This is a genomic window from Micromonospora sp. WMMA1996, assembly GCF_002573675.1.
GTDB lineage: Bacteria > Actinomycetota > Actinomycetes > Mycobacteriales > Micromonosporaceae > Micromonospora > Micromonospora sediminicola.
Window position 1 is genome coordinate 195,070 of record NZ_PDHU01000004.1, and the last position, 14,604, is coordinate 209,673.

The window sequence follows — 14,604 nt, forward strand, 5'->3', positions numbered from 1 at the left end:
CGGGGGGATCGTCACGTCCAGGCCAGCACGGAACCGACGCGGGCCGGCCCGACCGGCCCGCTGGCCCCGGTTCCTGCTCGGCGCCGGGCTCGCCCTGGTCCTGCTCGCCGCGCTCGGCGTGGCCGGGCTGAACTGGCTCACCCACCGGTACGACCGCACGGTGGCCAAGGAGCAACTGCTCGACCCGACCGCCCGCAAGAAGCGGACGAACCTGGACGGGGCGCTCAACTACCTGCTGATCGGCTCCGACCACCGCCCCGGCGCGAACCCGGAGGACCAGCGCTCGGACAGCATCCTGATCGTGCACGTGCCGGCCGGGATGCGGCAGGCGTACCTGATCTCCGTCCCGCGCGACCTGCTGGTCGCGGTTCCGGCCGCGCCCGGCTTCCCGGGCGGCCAGGACAAGGTCAACGCGGCGTACGAGCACGGCGGCGGGGGCGAGGGCGGGGCCCGGCTGCTCAGCGCCACCCTCACCCGGCTCACCGGGATCCGCTTCGACGGCGCCGCGCTGATCGACTTCTCCGGCTTCAAGCAGGTGATCGACCAGCTCGGCGGCATCACCATGTGCGTGGACACGCCGGTCCGCTCGATCCACACGAAGACCCGGTTCGACGTCGGCTGCCAGCAGATGGACGGGGCCCGGACGCTGGACTACGTCCGGCAGCGCTACGACCTGCCCGGGGGCGACTTCGACCGGCAACGGCACCAGCAGCAGATGCTGCGGGCCGTGCTCGACCGGGCCGGCGAGACGCACCTGCGCACCGACCCGGTGAAACTGGACCGGGTGCTGCGCGCCGTCGGCGGGGCGCTGACCGTGGACACCAACGGCGTACCCCTGGACGAGCTGCTGTTCGCGCTCCGCGGCCTGCCCGCGGACGCCCTGCGCGGCGTCCGGGTCCCCTCCTACCCGCAGACCATCGACCAGGTGTCGTACGTGGTGCTGGACAACGGCGGCGGCGGGCTCTTCACCGCGCTGCGCGACCGGCGGGTGCCGGAGTGGGCCGGCGCCAACTCCCGCTGGGTCACCCGACTCTGACCGGTCCGGGCGGCTAGGCTTGGCAATCGTGTTCGGAGCCCAGCTTCCCAGCGTCCCCGCGTCGGCCGTGCCCGACGACGTCTACCTGCTCGACGTCCGTGAGGACGACGAGTGGGCCGCCGGCCACGCGCCGGCCGCCCATCACCTGCCGATGACCGAGCTGCCGGCCCGGCTCGCCGAGATCCCCGACGACCGTGAGGTGGCGGTGATCTGCCGCTCCGGCGGGCGCTCCGGCCAGGTCGTCGGCTACCTGCTCCGCAACGGTTGGGACCAGGTGCGCAACGTCGAGGGCGGGATGGGTGACTGGGCCGCCGCCGGCCGCCCGGTGGTCACCGACGACGGACAGCCGGGCCGGGTCGCCTGAGGCACCTCCCGGCCATGACCGCCCCCCTGGTCTTCGCCCATCGCGGCTCCTCGTACGACCTGCCGGAACACACCCTCGCCGCCTACCTGCGGGCGCTCGACGAGGGTGCGGACGGGCTGGAGTGCGACGTCCGGCTGACCCGCGACGGTCACCTGGTCTGCGTGCACGACCGCCGGCTGGACCGGACCAGCAACGGCCGTGGGCTGGTCAGCGCGCGTACGCTCGCCGAGCTGGAGGCGCTGGACTTCGGCTCCTGGCACCCCGCTGCGGCGGTGGCCAAGGGCGCCGCGCCGCTCGACGAGTCGCACACCCGGCTGCTCACGCTGGAACGGCTGCTCGACGCGGTGCGGTCCGCCGGGCGACCGGTCCGGATGCTGATCGAGACCAAGCACCCGTCGCGTCACCGGGGCGACGTCGAGCGTCGCCTGGTCGCCCTGCTGCGCCGGCACGGCCTCACCGAGCCCGGCCCGGACGACCCGGTCCAGGTGACCGTGATGTCGTTCTCCCCGCTGGCCGTGCGGCGGATCCGGGAACTCGCCCCGGCGCTGCCCACGGTGCTGCTGCTGGAGGTGCTGCCACGCTGGCTGCGGCTGGGCCGGCTGCCCTTCGGCAGCCGGATCGCCGGGCCGGGGGTGGAACTGGTGCGGGCCCGCCCGCAGCTGGTCCCGGCGCTGCGGGCGGCCGGGAACTCGGTCTACGTCTGGACCGTGAACGAGCCGGAGGACCTGGAACTCGTGCTCGCCGCCGGCGTGGACGGGGTGATCACCGACCGGCCCGCCCGTACCCTGGCCCGGTTGGGCCGGTGAACCTCGTCGATCCGTCCGGCGGACGCTCGCCCGGGCGGGGGTGTCCACGGCGCGGACGGCGCGGCACACTCGGGACATGCCGGAGCGAACCGACTACCCCGCCCTCATCGCCGGTCACACGTCCGTGATCAAGATGATCAACTCGGGCGAGTCCGGCCTCGCCGTGCTCACCAGCCTGCTCCGTGAGGTCGAACCCGCGGTCGGCGCGGCGGGCCTGGTCTTCGTGGAGTTCACCCCGGCCGGCGGTCGGGTGATCGCCGCGACCGGCAGCGCCGAGTTCGTGATCGGCCGCCCGCTGCCGGCCACCGACCCGGCCACCGTCTGCCTCCTGGCCGGCCCACCGGTGCGGGAGGTCCGGGTGGACGCGATCCCCGGCGCGCTCGCCGACGAGGTGGCCGGCCGGGGTCTGAGCCGGATGATCGTGGCGCGCGCGGAGATCGGCGGGCTGACCGTCGGCAGCCTGCACGCCCTCTACCCGGCGGGCGCGCCGCTGGACGCCTCGCAGCGCGCCGTCGTCGGCTACGTCGCCGCCTGCATCGCGCACATGTACGGCGACCAGACCGGCCTGCCGGTGCACGGCGACGGTCCGGTCGTGGCGGCGCTCGCGGACGGCCTGGCGGTGGTCGACCGCGACCACCGCGTCCGGCTCTGGAACCCGGCGGCGGCACAGGTGACCGGCCGGCCGGCGGACGAGGCGCTGAGCCGGCCGCTGCCGTTCCCGCTGCCCCCGCCCGGGCAGGTGCTGGACCACCGGATGGCGGACGGGCGCTGGCTGCGGATCACCTCGGGCGAGCTGCCCGGCCCGACCGCGCTGCGGGTGGTCACCTTCCGGGACATCACCGACCAGCAGCGGCGCGACCACGACCGCGACCTGTTCGTCGCGGTGACCAGCCACGAGCTGCGTACCCCGGTCACCGTGATCAAGGGGTACGCGGACACGCTCACCGACCACTGGGAGTCGCTCAGCGACGACGACCGGCGGCAGGCCGCCCGGATCATCGGGCAGCGCGCCAACGAGCTGGCCCGGCTGGTCGACCGACTGCTGACCGCCGCCACCGAGCACCGCTCCGGCGGTGAGCCGACCGCCCCGTTCGACCTGGTCGACGCGCTGCGGGCGGCGGTCGCCGACCTGCCGGCGGACATCCGGCACCGGGTCGTGCTCGACCTGCCGGCCGACCTGCCGAAGGCCCTCGGCGACCGGCACAGCCTGAGCACCGTGCTGACCGAGCTGGGCACCAACGCGGGCAAGTACTCGCTGCCGGACACCCCGATCGAGATCCGGGCCGAGGCGAACGAGCGGACCGTGTCGTTCCGGGTCGCCGACCGGGGCATCGGCATCCGGCCGGAGCACGTGGAACGCGCCTTCGACCGGTTCTGGCAGGGGGAGTCCGGCGACCGTCGGCGCTATCCGGGGGCCGGGTTGGGGCTCTATCTCGTCCGCCAGATCGTTGAACAGCAGAATGGATGGGTATCCCTCCGACCAAGGGCCGGTGGAGGTACGGTCGCGGAGGTGCGGCTGCCCCGGGGTTGACCCGGGCGCCCACGGGGGTGGAAGGAACGACGTGTCGACGGGTTCGGCCGAACGATCGTGGTGCGTGGTGGTGCCCCACCACGCGACCGGTGCGCGCCTGGCCCGGCACCGGCTCGCCGACGAGCTGACCGGCCTCGTCCCTGCGGCCCTGCTGGCCGACCTGGTGGCGGTCCTCGCCGAGCTGGTCGGCAACGCGGTCCGGCACGCCGACCCGCTGCCCGGCGGGGTGGTGCGGGTGGCCTGGCGGCTGCGGACGACCGAGCGGGGGCCGAGCGTCCAGCTCCGGGTGACCGACGGCGACTCCGGCGCCGGTCCCCGGATCCGGGTCGCGTCCCCGGACGCGGTCGACGGGCGGGGTCTGCACATCGTCTCCGGGCTCTCCAGCCGGTGGGGCGTCGACCGGGACGGCCTCGGTCAGAGCGTCTGGGCGGAGTTCGACCCGGCCGGATCGCACCGACCGGACCTGGTCGCCGCCGGCTGAGCCGGCCGGGCCCGCGGGTCCGCCCCCGGCGGGTCCGGGTCGGCATCTAGGCTGTGGGGCCGTGAGCAAGCGTCGAAAGAGCCAACGGGCCGCAGATGCCACCCCGAAGCGGGAGAAGGTGCGCGACGTCTTCGTGCCCCGACCGTTCGAGGGTCTGGCCGACGAGCCGGAGTGGATCGCCCTCCGCGAGCTGGTGCCGGCCGCGTCCGCGCCGCTGCGGCTGACCCCCGAGCTGGTCGAGGAGTACGGCGACCGCCCGGTCACCCTGGCCACCGTCCTGCCGATGGCCGCGCCGGCGATGACCAAGCCGGACGGGCGGGTCTTCATCGGCCTGCAGCGGCACCAGCAGTCCGGCGACGTCTCCCGGGACCTGGCCGACGCGCTGCTCAGCGCGCTGCGCACCGAGCCGGGCGGCCAGGTGAGCGTGCCGCCGCTGCCCGGGCCGGGCCCCCGCCTCCAGGACGTCCTGGTGGACGGCCCGCTGGAGATCAGCATGCACGACGGGTTCGAGTTCTGGCTGGACCCGGGCGCCGCCGACGACCCGAACGTGCAGGCGTCCCTGGAGCGGGCCAACGCGGCGATCTACCCGACGGTCAAGCTGGCGGCGGCCCGGGCCGCGTACTGGTGCCAGGTCACCGAGAAGGCACACGTGCGCTGGGTGCTGCCGGAGGACGAGGACGCGGCGCTGGACGCGCTGTCCCGGCTGGCCGCGGCCGGTTCGCTGCCGCTGGGCGACGACACCCGGTTCGCCGGCATGTTCCGGGCGCACGGCCGCCTGGTGCCGGTCTGGGACCTGCCGGAGGACACGCCGGCCGCCGAGTGGGAGGCGCCGGTCGCCGAGTTCGCCAAGCGCTACGCCGAGGCGGTGGCGGAGCGGGAGCCGCTGGACGCGGCCGGCCGCCGCGCCCGGCAGGGCCTGCTCGGTCGCCAGCTGACGCTGCGCTGAGCGGCTCCGGCCGGGCCGGCCTCACCCGCGCAGCGGCTCGCGTACCAGTGGGCAGGACATGCAGCGGGGGCCGCCCCGGCCGGAGCCCAGCTCCGAGCCGGCGATCGCGATCACCTCGATGCCGGCCCGTTCCAGCTGCGCGTTCGTCTCCACGTTGCGTTCGTAGCCGACGCAGAGCCGCGGCGCGAGCGCGAGCGTGTTGTTGCCGTCGTCCCACTGCTCGCGCTCGGCGGTGACCGGGTCCAGGCCGGTGTCGATCACCCGGAGCTGGTCCAGGTCCATCGCGTCGGCGGCGGCCCGCAGGAACGGCGCCGGCCCGTCGACCCGCGGCTCGTCGCCGTCCGCGCCGGCGATGACCGTGTACGCGGACAGCTCGCTGGCGATGTTCGGATACATCAGCACCGCGTCGACGTCGACCATCGTGCAGACCGTGTCCAGGTGCATGGTGGCGCGTTCCTGGGCGATCGGCACCACCAGGATGGTGTGCGCCAGCCCGGCGGCGAACACCTGCCGGGCCAGCCGCTCCGCGCCGGCCGGGGTGGTGCGCTCGCCGACGCCGACGGCGAGCACGCCCGGAGCGAGCAGCAGCACGTCGCCGCCTTCCAGGTGCTCCAGGCGCGGGTGGTAGACGAACTCGGTGCCGACGAAGCGCGGGTGGTGGCGGTAGATCGCGTCGGTCAGCGTGGTCTCCCGCCGGCGCGCCGGCATGGCCAGGCTGGTGACCCCGACCCGGTCGCCGATCCACACCGAGGAGTCGCGGGTGAACAACAGGTTCGGCAGCGGGTCGATGACGAAGTCGTGCCGGTCCATCAGCGTCCAGACCAGACCGCCGGGCCGGTCGGCGCCGACGCGCAGCTCCTCGTGGGCGAGCCCGGCGACGAAGACGTCGGCCAGGGCGGCCGGATCGAGGTAGGCCAGGTGGTCGGCGACCCGGCGGCGGAGGGTGTCGCCGAGCCGGCGGGACCGCAGCACCTGCTCGGTCAGCTCGGCCCGGGCGTCCGGCACGGCGAGCGTCTCAGCGAGCAGGTCGGCCAGGTAGAGCACCTCCACCCCGCGCGAGCGCAGGGCGGCCGCGAAGGCGTCGTGCTCCTCCTGCGCCCGTCCCACCCATGGGATAGCGTCGAACAGAAGACTGTCGTTGTTGCGTGGGGTGAGGCGGGCGAGTTCCGGTCCCGGGCGGTGCAGCAGCACCGTGCCGAGTCGGGCCACTTCGCTGTCCACGTAGTGGGTCACCCTCGCAGCGTAGGGCAGGCTTCCGCACCATCCGGAAAAGAAGTGTGAATGAATATGGCATTCATCCGCACTCACTCCGGCGCTCCAACTTGCCGAGCCCCCCGGGGTGCAACGTAGGGTAGTGGAGACATAACTTCGAGAGACCTTTTGCCGGAGGTCGCGATGACTGTCTTTCCCGCTCGTCGAGCCGTACCGAGCCGGGCACTGCCGCCCCGCTCGGTGCCGCATCCCCGGGTCGAGGCCACGTCGGTGCTCGAGCCGGCCCGACCCACACCCCTGGAGTGGGCGCGCCGCCGTCTGGCCGAGCGAGGTGCCCGCCGGTTGGAAGCGGCCGGGGCCCGCGCCCTGGGGCAGCTCGACCACCTCGGCCCCGCGTGGCACGTGATCGAGTGGCCCCGGACGGATCCCGCCGACGCCCTCTTCGACCACGGCCACGACGACCGGGCCGGGTTCCTCGCGATCGGGCCGAGCGGGCTCTTCGCGGTCACCATCGCCGACCACGGCCGGGCCCGCGTCCTCGTCGCCGGCGACGTGGTGCAGATCAACGGCAAGCGTCCGCCCTATGTGGCGGAGGCGCGCCGCGACGCCAAGCGGGCCAGCAAGGCGCTCTCCGACGCGGTCGGCCTGCCGATCCCGGTCACCCCGGTGCTGACGTTCGTCGGCTCCGGGGTGATCAGCGTCTACGGCCTGCCGAAGGACTGCCTCATGGCCACCCACCGGGAGCTGGACCGGCTGCTCGTGGCCGCCGGCAACCGGATCAGCCCGGCCACCGCCGAGAAGCTGTCCCGGGTCGCCCAGGCGCCGTCGACGTGGCTCAACGGCACGTACCGTCCATCGGCCGACTACCGGTGGTATGACGAGGGCCGAACGGCCGCTGACAAGCGGGCCGCCCGCCGGTAACGTCTCCGACGACGCCACGCGGTCCACGGCTCCGCCCCGACCGGTTCCGTCGGTCCGCGTCGTCGCCGGCCGCCCGGCCCCGGGGTTCCCGTCGCACCGACGCCTGTCCCCCGGTCCCCGAGCCGTCCGACCCACGGGTGGCACCGGCGACCGGAAGCGCAGCGCGGCCGGAAGGCCGCCGTGCCGACCGGCTAGCGTGGACAGACCGTCGGTGTACATAGGAGGCGCGGTGGCCCACGTCGAGCTCTCACTCTCGGAAGTGTTCGGGGAGGCACCGGCCGAGCAGGAGTCCGACAACGTCGGGCAGTGGTCCGGCACCGTCTCCCGGGCCGCCGAGCCGTGCCTGCTGATCGACGCCGACACCTGCGTGGTGGCGATCTCCTCGTCCGGCTGCGACCTGCTCTGCCTGGGCGCCCCGGAGGACGTGATCGGCCTGCCGCTGCTGGAGGGCGGCCTGCGCCTGGTCGACTTCACCGCCAGCCCGAGCGAGCTCACCGAGCAGGAGACCGACAAGATCCCGCCGCTGCTCGCGCTGCACTCCGGCCGCCTCGCCCGCGGGCTGCTCCGGGTCCGCAGGCCCGGCTCCGACGCCGGCACCACGGTCGACGCGATCTCCACACCGGTGCTGACCGGCGCCTCGGTGGCCGGCTCACTCACGTTCTTCTCGGTGGTCTGACCACCGGGCTTCACCCCGGCGGATGATCCTCCTACGATGGGCTCGGCCCTCGGGCCGCGTCGACGCCCCTCGATGTCGAGGACTGCACAGTGCACCGCACCGCACCCCGCCGCCGGTCCGCCCCGGTGACACTGCTCGCCCTGCTCGCGCTCACCGCGTGCGGCACCCCGCCCGAGCTGCGTGAGCCCGCCGCCACCACCGGCCCCCGCGCCTCGGCGTCCGCCACGCCCACCCCGAGCGCGCCGCCGACCCCACCGGTCACCCCGGCCGCGCCGCCGCCCACCACCCGGACCCCCGATCCGGCTGCCACACCCTGCCGGGGCAAGCCGTCCGGCGACCGGATCGTGGCGCTGCTGCGCGGTTCCGCCGGGGTGCTGCCCCGGGACGTGAAGGTCACCGTCCGCACCGGACCGCTCTGCGCCGAGGGCTGGCACTACACCGTCCTGGCGGTCACCGGGCACGAGGAACTCCAGGTGGTCACGCGCGGCCCGGCCGGCGCACCCACCCTGGTCACCGCCGGGACCGACGTGTGCGGCGTCGAGGTGCGCGCCGCCGGTCCCCCCGGCATCCGCACCCTGGCCTGCGACGGCGCCCCGGGTGCGTAGGCTGGTCGCCATGCCGGGAACACCGCCGACCCGCTTCGTCTACCTGGGCCCCGAGGGCACCTTCGCCGAGCAGGCGTTGCGCACCGTGCCCGCCGCCGAGCGGGGGGACCGGACGCCGGCCCGCAGCGTCGGCGAGGCGCTGGACGCCGTACGGGCCGGGGAGGCGGACGCCGCCCTCGTGCCGCTGGAGAACTCGATCGGCGGCGCGGTCGGCGTCACGCTCGACGAGCTGGCCGAGGGGGACCCGCTGGTGATCACCCGCGAGGTGGTCCTGCCGGTGGAGTTCGTCCTCGCCGGCCGACCCGGCGTCACGCCGGCCGACGTGCGCAGCGTGGCGGCCCACCCGCAGGCGTCCACCCAGTGCCGGGGCTGGCTCCGCGACCACCTGCCCGACGCCACCGTGGTCGACGTGCTCTCCAACGGCGCCGCCGCGGCCGGCGCGGCGAGCGGCGAGTACGACGCCGCGATCTGCGCCCCCATCGGCGCCGCCCGGCACCGGCTCACCGTCCTCGCCGACAAGATCGCCGACCATCCGGACGCGGTGACCCGGTTCGCGCTGGTCTCCCGCCCCGGGCCGCCCCCGCCGCCCACCGGCGATGACCTCACCTCGCTGGCGGTCTACATCGCGCACGACCGGGTGGGCGCGCTGCTCGGGGTGCTCATGGAGCTGGCCGTGCGCGGGGTCAACCTGACCCGGATCGAGTCCCGCCCGACGGGCGAGGCGCTCGGCCGCTACGTGTTCTTCCTCGACTGCGCCGGGCACGTCGCCGACGTACGCCTCGGCGAGGCGCTCCGCGGGCTCCGCCGGGTCTGCGCCGACGTGCGCTTCCTCGGGTCGTACCCCCGGCACCGCTGGGGCACGGCGGCGGCCGACCGGCCGACGCCCGCGCCGGCCGGCCTCTCCGACGCCGACTACGCCGACGCGGCGGCCTGGCTGGCCCGGCTGCGCGCCGGCGAGCTGAACTGAGACCGCGCCGGGTGCTCCCCCAGGGCGCACCCGGCGCGGCCGGTCACTGGAGCAGGCCGCCGAGCAGGCCACCCTGCTGCTGCTGGGCGCCGCTGCCGGCCACCGGCGGCTCCTCCGACGGCTGCACCACCACGAAGCCCTGCCCGGCGAAGCTCATCGTGAACGCCTCGCCGGTGCTGCGCCCGAGCAGCGTGCCGAGGCCGAGCTGCTCGGCCCGGTGGTAGCCGGTCTGGAGGTTGGCCGACCAGCAGACCGCCGCCTGCGGGTCGACGTACGTCGGAGCGTCCACGTTGAGCACCACCGGGGTGCCCTTGGTGGTGATCGCGATCCGGCCGTGCCCGGTGAAGACGCAGTTGAACAGGCCCGACGAGGACGCCATCCCGGCGCCGCCGACCATCTTGATGTCGTACTGGAGGCTGGAGTCGAAGGCGAGCACGCTGGAGCCGTTGATGGACAGCGCGTCGCCGGGCTCCAGGTCGATGATGTGCACGTCCTTGGCCAGCTCGGCCAGGAACACGTCGCCGCGCCCGGTGAGCTTCATCAGCGGGACGCCCTCACCGGTCAGCCGCTGCTTGATGAACTTGCCGATGCCGCCCGAGCCGAGCGCCTGGAACTGCACCTGGCCCTGGTACGCGACCATCGACCCGACGCGGGCCATCGCCTCGCCGTTCAGCTCGATCTTCAGCATCTTGGAGTTCTGCAGCCGCATGCCCGGCTGCTGGGACTCCTTCTCGAGGTTCTCCGCGGAGAACAGCGCGCTGCGCATGGGGTTTCCTCCTGCATCGGGATGTGCCTGATCCGGAGGTTAGGGGACCGGCGCAACCGACGGGATCAGCCGAGCGGGGACGCGCCGGGGACCGGTCAGCCCCAGCCGAGGGCGTGCAGGCGCTCGTCGTCGATGCCGAAGTGGTGGGCGATCTCGTGCACCACCGTCACCGCGACCTCGTCGACCACGTCCTCGTCGGTGTCGCAGATCGCCAGGATCGGGTTGCGGTAGATCAGGATGCGGTCGGGCAGCACGCCGGAGTAGTCCCAGCCGCGCTCGGTGAGCGCGTGCCCCTCGTAGAGACCGAGCAGGTCCTCGCCCGGGGGTGGATCGTCCTCGACCAGGATGACCACGTTGCTCATCAGCCCGAGCAGCTCCTCGGGCACCTCGTCGAGCGCCTCGCCGACCAGTTCCTCGAACCGGTCCCGGCTCATCTCCACGGCCACGCGGCCCGGTCACTCCCTCGCGGTCGGCACGCGGTGCGACGGGGGCGCCCCGGAGGACACCCCCGCCGTCCCGTACGTGGTGTCAGGCCAGACGGGCGTTCAGCGTGATCTGCGCGCCCGGGGAGAGCAGCCGGGAGATCGGGCAGTTCTCCTTGGCCGCCTCGGCCAGCTTGGTGAACTCCGCCTCGTCGAGGCCGGGGACCTGGCCGACGGTCTCCAGGTCGATGCGGGTCACGGTCATGCCCGCGTCGGTCTTGTCGAAGTGCACCTTGGCGGTCGTCTCCACCGACGTGTCGGTGGCGCCCGCGTCGGCGAGCTGCTTGGAGAGGGCCATCGAGAAGCAGCCGGCGTGCGCGGCGCCGATCAGCTCCTCGGGGTTGGTGCCCTCGCCCTCCTCGAAGCGGGACTTGAAGGAGTAGTTGCCGGACAGGCCGCCCTTGCCGGTGCGGACGGTGCCCGACCCCTCGGTCAGGTTGCCCTGCCAACGAGCGGAAGCGGTACGGATAGGCATGGCACCGACGCTAACCGAAAGCGGGCCGCCCCGCACCGGTCCGGCGGCTCGCGGTCCGGGTGCCCGGGTGTCAGCTGTGCCATGATTCGACGCAGGCCCGCGTACGGGAAGGGTGGCCGATGTCGCAGGATCTCCCCATCCCCAGGCAGGACGACCGGCACGACGGCACCACCGTCGTGGAGTGGGGTGACGCCGACGAGGCACCGCCCGGCCGGGTCGGCCGGTCGTTGGCCGGCCTGGGCCGCGACCACCGCCTGCCGCCGGTGCTCGTCGGGCTCGGCGCGGTCGCCGCGCTCGCCTCGCTGATCGGCGAGTGGCTGGTCATCACGCTGCCGAACGACGACCAGGACGGGGACGACACCCTCCGCCTGCCCAGCGGGGTCGCCGAGATCGGCGGCTTCGGGGTGGCGTACCTGGTGGGTCTGCTCGGGCTGTCGGTCGCGGTGGCGCTGGCGCTGCGCGGCGCCCCGGCGGTGCGGCGGCACGCCCGGATCGCCGGGCTGGGTCTGGCGGCGCCCCTGCTCGGCGTGCTGGTCGCGGCCGCCGCCTCCCTCCAGCAGCTCGCCCGGCGCATCGTCTTCTTTTCGACCGAGCAGAGCCTCCAGGTGCAGCACGGGCGTGGCCTGGTCACCGCGTTCCTCGCCGTCGCACTGCTGGCGGTCGCGCTGCACCTGACCGGCCGGACCGGCGACCGGGGGACCGATCCGGTGGAGGTCGGAGCGGAGCCGTCCGACGAGCCGCCGGGAACACCGGCCCGCCGGCGGCGCCGGTCCGCCGACGACGAGGCGCCCCCGGCGCCGGCCGACCTGACGGTGGAACCGACGGTGCCGTTCGCCGGCCCCGAACGCTCCCGCTGACCGCTCCGGGCTCCCGTCGGGCAGCCACCTACCGGTCGCCGGGGATTCGCGGCCGATTCGCCGGAAAGCCGTGGTTGCCGCCCCTTTCGCGAGTTACGGTTGCTGCCCGCCGTTCGAGGGTCGCGGCACCGAGGACCTGGCGGCCGACGTGACGGCGGCGGGCGAAGGAGGAACCATGACCCGCCCGGGCCTGCCCAAGCTGATCGCCACCGACCTCGACGGCACGCTCGTCCGCAGCGACGACACCGTCTCCGCGTACACCCACGGGGTGCTGGACCGGGTGCGCGCCGCCGGGATCCCGGTGGTCGGCGCGACCGGACGCGGACCGCGTCTGACCGAGCTCACCCGCAACGACATCCGCGCCGCCGACTTCCTGGTGATGGCCGGCGGTGGCCGGGTGGTCGACCAGAGCGACCCGGCCGGGCCGCTGGTGCTGCGGGACGAGCGCCTGCGCGGTGAGGTGCTGGCCCAACTCCTGACCGACCTGGAGGCCGCCGTGGGGCCGCTGACCGTGATGGTCGAGGCGTCCGACGAGCACGACGCGCCGCTCTGGGGCGACTACCACCCGAGCTGGCCCTACCCGGACCGGTTCGAGGCGCGCAGCCGCGCCGAGTGCCTCTCCTGCGACGTGATCAAGGCGTTCGCCCGGACCGCCGACCACCACGTCGACGACCTGCTGGCGGCGGCCCGCCGGATCGTCCCGCCGGAGGTGGCCACGCTCACCCAGGCCGGGCTGGGTTTCGTCGAGATCTGCCCACCGGGCGTGGACAAGGCCACCGGGCTGAGCGTGATCGCCGACCAGCTCGGGGTGGACCCCGCCGACGTGCTGGTCTTCGGCGACCAGCCCAACGACCTGCCGATGTTCGGCTGGGCAGGCTGGGCCCGGGTGGCGGTGGCGAACGCACACCCCGACGTGCGCGCCGCGGCCGACGAGATCACCCTGCGCAACGACGACGACGGCGTCGCGGTCTACCTGGACCGACTACTGTCCCGGTGATGGGAGATCCACCCCGACTCGTCGCGACCGACATCGACGGCACGCTGCTGCGCGACGACCGGACGCTCAGCCCGCGCACGTCGGCGGTGCTGGCCCGGCTTGTCGCCGCGGGCACGCCGGTCGTGCTGGTCACCGGCCGCCCGATCCGCTGGCTCCAACTCGTGTACGACCAGCTCGCCGCGCCGCTGCCGGCGATCTGCGCCAACGGCGCGGTGGTCTACGACCCGGTCGCCGACGAGGTGCTGCGGGCCGACCCGCTCGCCCCGGAGCTGCTGGCCGAGGTGGCCCGGCGGCTACGGGCCGAGGTGCCCGGGGTGAGCTTCGCGGTGGAGATCGTGGACAGCCGGCAGATGCGGCACGAGGCGCACTACCCGCTGCGCTGGGACGCCGACGCGGAGGCGATCCGGGCGGTCGAGTCGCCCGAGGAACTGCTCGCCGCGCCGGCGGTGAAGCTGCTGGTCCGCGCCGGTGAGCAGGACCCGGACCTGTTCGTCCGGGTGGTGGCCGGGGCGCTGGAGGGGCTGGCCGAGGCGACCCACTCGTCCTACAGCGGGCTGATCGAGATCTCCGCCGCCGGCGTGACCAAGGCGGCCGGTCTGGCCTGGTACGCGGCCCGCCTGGGCATCGACGAGCGGGACGTGCTCGCCTTCGGCGACATGCCCAACGACGTGCCCATGCTGACCTGGGCCGGCCGGGCGGTGGCCGTGGCCAACGCCCACCCGGCCGTGCTGGAGATCGCGCACGAGGTGACCGGGGCGAACACCGACGACGGGGTCGCCGCGTACCTGGAGGAGGTCTTCGGGGTGGACTGACCGGCCGGGGCGCGTGACGCGCCCCGGCCGACGGGTCACAGGTACTGGCCGGGCGCGTGGCCCTCGTTGGTGCCGGGCATCCCCGGCATGCCGGGGATCATCCCGCCGGGGCCGCTGGGCAGCGCCTGCCGGCCGGACCGCATCTGCTCGAGCTGCACCCGGGCGGCCATCTGCTGGGCCACCAGCGCGGCCTGGATGCCGTGGAACAGCCCCTCGAGCCAGCCCACCAGCTGGGCGTGGGCGATGCGCAGCTCGCTCTCGCTGGGCGCCTGCTGCTCGGTGAACGGCAGCGAGATCCGCTCCAGCTCCTCGCGCAGCTCGGGGGCCAGGCCCTCCTTCAGCTCGACGATCGAGCGCTCGTGGATCTCCCGCATGCGGTGCCGGCTGGCGTCGTCCAGCGGGGCGGCCTTCACCTCCTCCAACAGCTGCTTGATCATGCTGCCGATCCGCATCACCTTGGCCGGCTGCTCGACCAGACGGGTCGGGTCCTCGCCCTTGCCCTCGTCGGTCTGCACCGTGCCGACCGGGCGGCCGTCCGGCCCGACCACCACCACGGTGCCGGGGATGCCATCGTTGCCCTGTTCGTCGTCGTGTCCGGCGGAGTGCGCTTCGGTCATGGCACCCATCTTTACCCACCCCGACCACGCGCACGCGCCCGGACCGGGGGCAG

18 protein-coding genes are annotated in these 14,604 nt (G+C 74.4%); 13 read left to right on the forward strand and 5 right to left on the reverse strand.

The genetic code is table 11. The annotated features are described in order from the left end of the window. Window positions 1-118: 118 nt before the first annotated feature. The 6 genes from COO58_RS25160 to COO58_RS25185 all read left to right on the forward strand — a co-directional run bounded on the left by COO58_RS25160 (window position 119) and on the right by COO58_RS25185 (window position 5,164). Window positions 119-1,036, forward strand: coding sequence for an LCP family protein (locus COO58_RS25160; RefSeq protein WP_255292773.1), 918 nt, complete (start codon window positions 119-121; stop codon window positions 1,034-1,036). 28 nt (window positions 1,037-1,064) lie between these two features. Further along, complete coding sequence (locus COO58_RS25165; RefSeq protein WP_091567965.1) at window positions 1,065-1,400, forward strand: rhodanese-like domain-containing protein; 336 nt, start codon at window positions 1,065-1,067, stop codon at window positions 1,398-1,400. A gap of 14 nt (window positions 1,401-1,414) precedes the next feature. Continuing rightward, complete coding sequence (locus COO58_RS25170; protein ID WP_091567959.1) at window positions 1,415-2,206, forward strand: glycerophosphodiester phosphodiesterase family protein; 792 nt, start codon at window positions 1,415-1,417, stop codon at window positions 2,204-2,206. A 76-nt stretch (window positions 2,207-2,282) separates the two neighbouring features. Beyond that, window positions 2,283-3,737, forward strand: coding sequence for an ATP-binding protein (locus COO58_RS25175; RefSeq protein WP_098747524.1), 1,455 nt, complete (start codon window positions 2,283-2,285; stop codon window positions 3,735-3,737). A gap of 64 nt (window positions 3,738-3,801) precedes the next feature. Then, window positions 3,802-4,218 (forward strand): ATP-binding protein, encoded by a 417-nt coding sequence (locus tag COO58_RS25180; protein ID WP_245666105.1) that lies wholly within the window; start codon window positions 3,802-3,804, stop codon window positions 4,216-4,218. A gap of 61 nt (window positions 4,219-4,279) precedes the next feature. After that, window positions 4,280-5,164, forward strand: a complete 885-nt coding sequence (locus COO58_RS25185) for a DUF5926 family protein (protein WP_098747526.1) — start codon at window positions 4,280-4,282, stop codon at window positions 5,162-5,164. A gap of 21 nt (window positions 5,165-5,185) precedes the next feature. On the opposite strand, the gene COO58_RS25190 is transcribed toward COO58_RS25185, so the two are convergent. Continuing rightward, entirely contained in the window at window positions 5,186-6,397 is a 1,212-nt protein-coding gene (locus tag COO58_RS25190; protein WP_091567945.1) for an arginine deiminase, read from the reverse strand. A 162-nt stretch (window positions 6,398-6,559) separates the two neighbouring features. On the opposite strand from COO58_RS25190, the gene COO58_RS25195 reads away from it, so the two are divergent. From COO58_RS25195 to pheA, 4 genes are all read left to right on the forward strand, one after another. After that, window positions 6,560-7,297 carry a hypothetical protein gene (locus COO58_RS25195; protein WP_098747527.1) on the forward strand — a complete coding sequence of 246 codons (738 nt, stop codon included), beginning with the start codon at window positions 6,560-6,562 and terminating at the stop codon, window positions 7,295-7,297. Between the two features lie 229 nt (window positions 7,298-7,526). Further along, window positions 7,527-7,973 carry a hypothetical protein gene (locus COO58_RS25200; protein WP_091567937.1) on the forward strand — a complete coding sequence of 149 codons (447 nt, stop codon included), beginning with the start codon at window positions 7,527-7,529 and terminating at the stop codon, window positions 7,971-7,973. An 89-nt stretch (window positions 7,974-8,062) separates the two neighbouring features. Next, window positions 8,063-8,578, forward strand: coding sequence for a hypothetical protein (locus COO58_RS25205; protein ID WP_098747529.1), 516 nt, complete (start codon window positions 8,063-8,065; stop codon window positions 8,576-8,578). Window positions 8,579-8,588: 10 nt separating this feature from the next. Next, the gene (pheA, locus tag COO58_RS25210) at window positions 8,589-9,545 is read left to right on the forward strand and encodes a prephenate dehydratase (RefSeq protein ID WP_091576790.1); all 957 of its coding nucleotides are present in this window, start codon (window positions 8,589-8,591) and stop codon (window positions 9,543-9,545) included. A gap of 43 nt (window positions 9,546-9,588) precedes the next feature. Here pheA and COO58_RS25215 read toward each other — a convergent pair whose 3' ends face one another. From COO58_RS25215 to COO58_RS25225, 3 genes are all read right to left on the reverse strand, one after another. Beyond that, window positions 9,589-10,311: an AIM24 family protein gene (locus COO58_RS25215; RefSeq protein ID WP_091567924.1), complete on the reverse strand. Its 723-nt coding sequence runs from the start codon at window positions 10,309-10,311 to the stop codon at window positions 9,589-9,591. A gap of 95 nt (window positions 10,312-10,406) precedes the next feature. Beyond that, entirely contained in the window at window positions 10,407-10,751 is a 345-nt protein-coding gene (locus COO58_RS25220) for a metallopeptidase family protein (RefSeq protein ID WP_172968049.1), read from the reverse strand. Window positions 10,752-10,839: 88 nt separating this feature from the next. Then, window positions 10,840-11,268 carry an OsmC family protein gene (locus tag COO58_RS25225; RefSeq protein WP_091567918.1) on the reverse strand — a complete coding sequence of 143 codons (429 nt, stop codon included), beginning with the start codon at window positions 11,266-11,268 and terminating at the stop codon, window positions 10,840-10,842. Between the two features lie 119 nt (window positions 11,269-11,387). Between COO58_RS25225 and COO58_RS25230 the strand changes: the two genes are divergently transcribed. The 3 genes from COO58_RS25230 to COO58_RS25240 all read left to right on the forward strand — a co-directional run bounded on the left by COO58_RS25230 (window position 11,388) and on the right by COO58_RS25240 (window position 13,934). Next, window positions 11,388-12,125, forward strand: a complete 738-nt coding sequence (locus tag COO58_RS25230) for a hypothetical protein (protein WP_091567914.1) — start codon at window positions 11,388-11,390, stop codon at window positions 12,123-12,125. Between the two features lie 175 nt (window positions 12,126-12,300). Next, window positions 12,301-13,122: an HAD family hydrolase gene (locus COO58_RS25235; RefSeq protein ID WP_091567909.1), complete on the forward strand. Its 822-nt coding sequence runs from the start codon at window positions 12,301-12,303 to the stop codon at window positions 13,120-13,122. Then, window positions 13,122-13,934 carry an HAD family hydrolase gene (locus tag COO58_RS25240; protein WP_098747531.1) on the forward strand — a complete coding sequence of 271 codons (813 nt, stop codon included), beginning with the start codon at window positions 13,122-13,124 and terminating at the stop codon, window positions 13,932-13,934. The genes COO58_RS25235 and COO58_RS25240 overlap by 1 nt, the downstream gene beginning before the upstream one ends. A gap of 35 nt (window positions 13,935-13,969) precedes the next feature. Here COO58_RS25240 and COO58_RS25245 read toward each other — a convergent pair whose 3' ends face one another. After that, on the reverse strand, window positions 13,970-14,560 hold the full coding sequence (locus tag COO58_RS25245) for a bacterial proteasome activator family protein (protein ID WP_091567901.1): 591 nt from the start codon (window positions 14,558-14,560) through the stop codon (window positions 13,970-13,972). Window positions 14,561-14,604 lie beyond the last annotated feature (44 nt).

Coding starts and splice junctions, on each gene's coding strand:
- COO58_RS25245 (WP_091567901.1), bottom strand. CDS start 14,560: ATGGGTGCCATGACCGAAGCGCACTCCGCCGGACACGACGACGAACAG.
- COO58_RS25175 (WP_098747524.1), top strand. CDS start 2,283: ATGCCGGAGCGAACCGACTACCCCGCCCTCATCGCCGGTCACACGTCC.
- pheA (WP_091576790.1), top strand. CDS start 8,589: ATGCCGGGAACACCGCCGACCCGCTTCGTCTACCTGGGCCCCGAGGGC.
- COO58_RS25195 (WP_098747527.1), top strand. CDS start 6,560: ATGACTGTCTTTCCCGCTCGTCGAGCCGTACCGAGCCGGGCACTGCCG.
- COO58_RS25240 (WP_098747531.1), top strand. CDS start 13,122: ATGGGAGATCCACCCCGACTCGTCGCGACCGACATCGACGGCACGCTG.
- COO58_RS25225 (WP_091567918.1), bottom strand. CDS start 11,268: ATGCCTATCCGTACCGCTTCCGCTCGTTGGCAGGGCAACCTGACCGAG.
- COO58_RS25215 (WP_091567924.1), bottom strand. CDS start 10,311: ATGCGCAGCGCGCTGTTCTCCGCGGAGAACCTCGAGAAGGAGTCCCAG.
- COO58_RS25230 (WP_091567914.1), top strand. CDS start 11,388: ATGTCGCAGGATCTCCCCATCCCCAGGCAGGACGACCGGCACGACGGC.
- COO58_RS25235 (WP_091567909.1), top strand. CDS start 12,301: ATGACCCGCCCGGGCCTGCCCAAGCTGATCGCCACCGACCTCGACGGC.
- COO58_RS25170 (WP_091567959.1), top strand. CDS start 1,415: ATGACCGCCCCCCTGGTCTTCGCCCATCGCGGCTCCTCGTACGACCTG.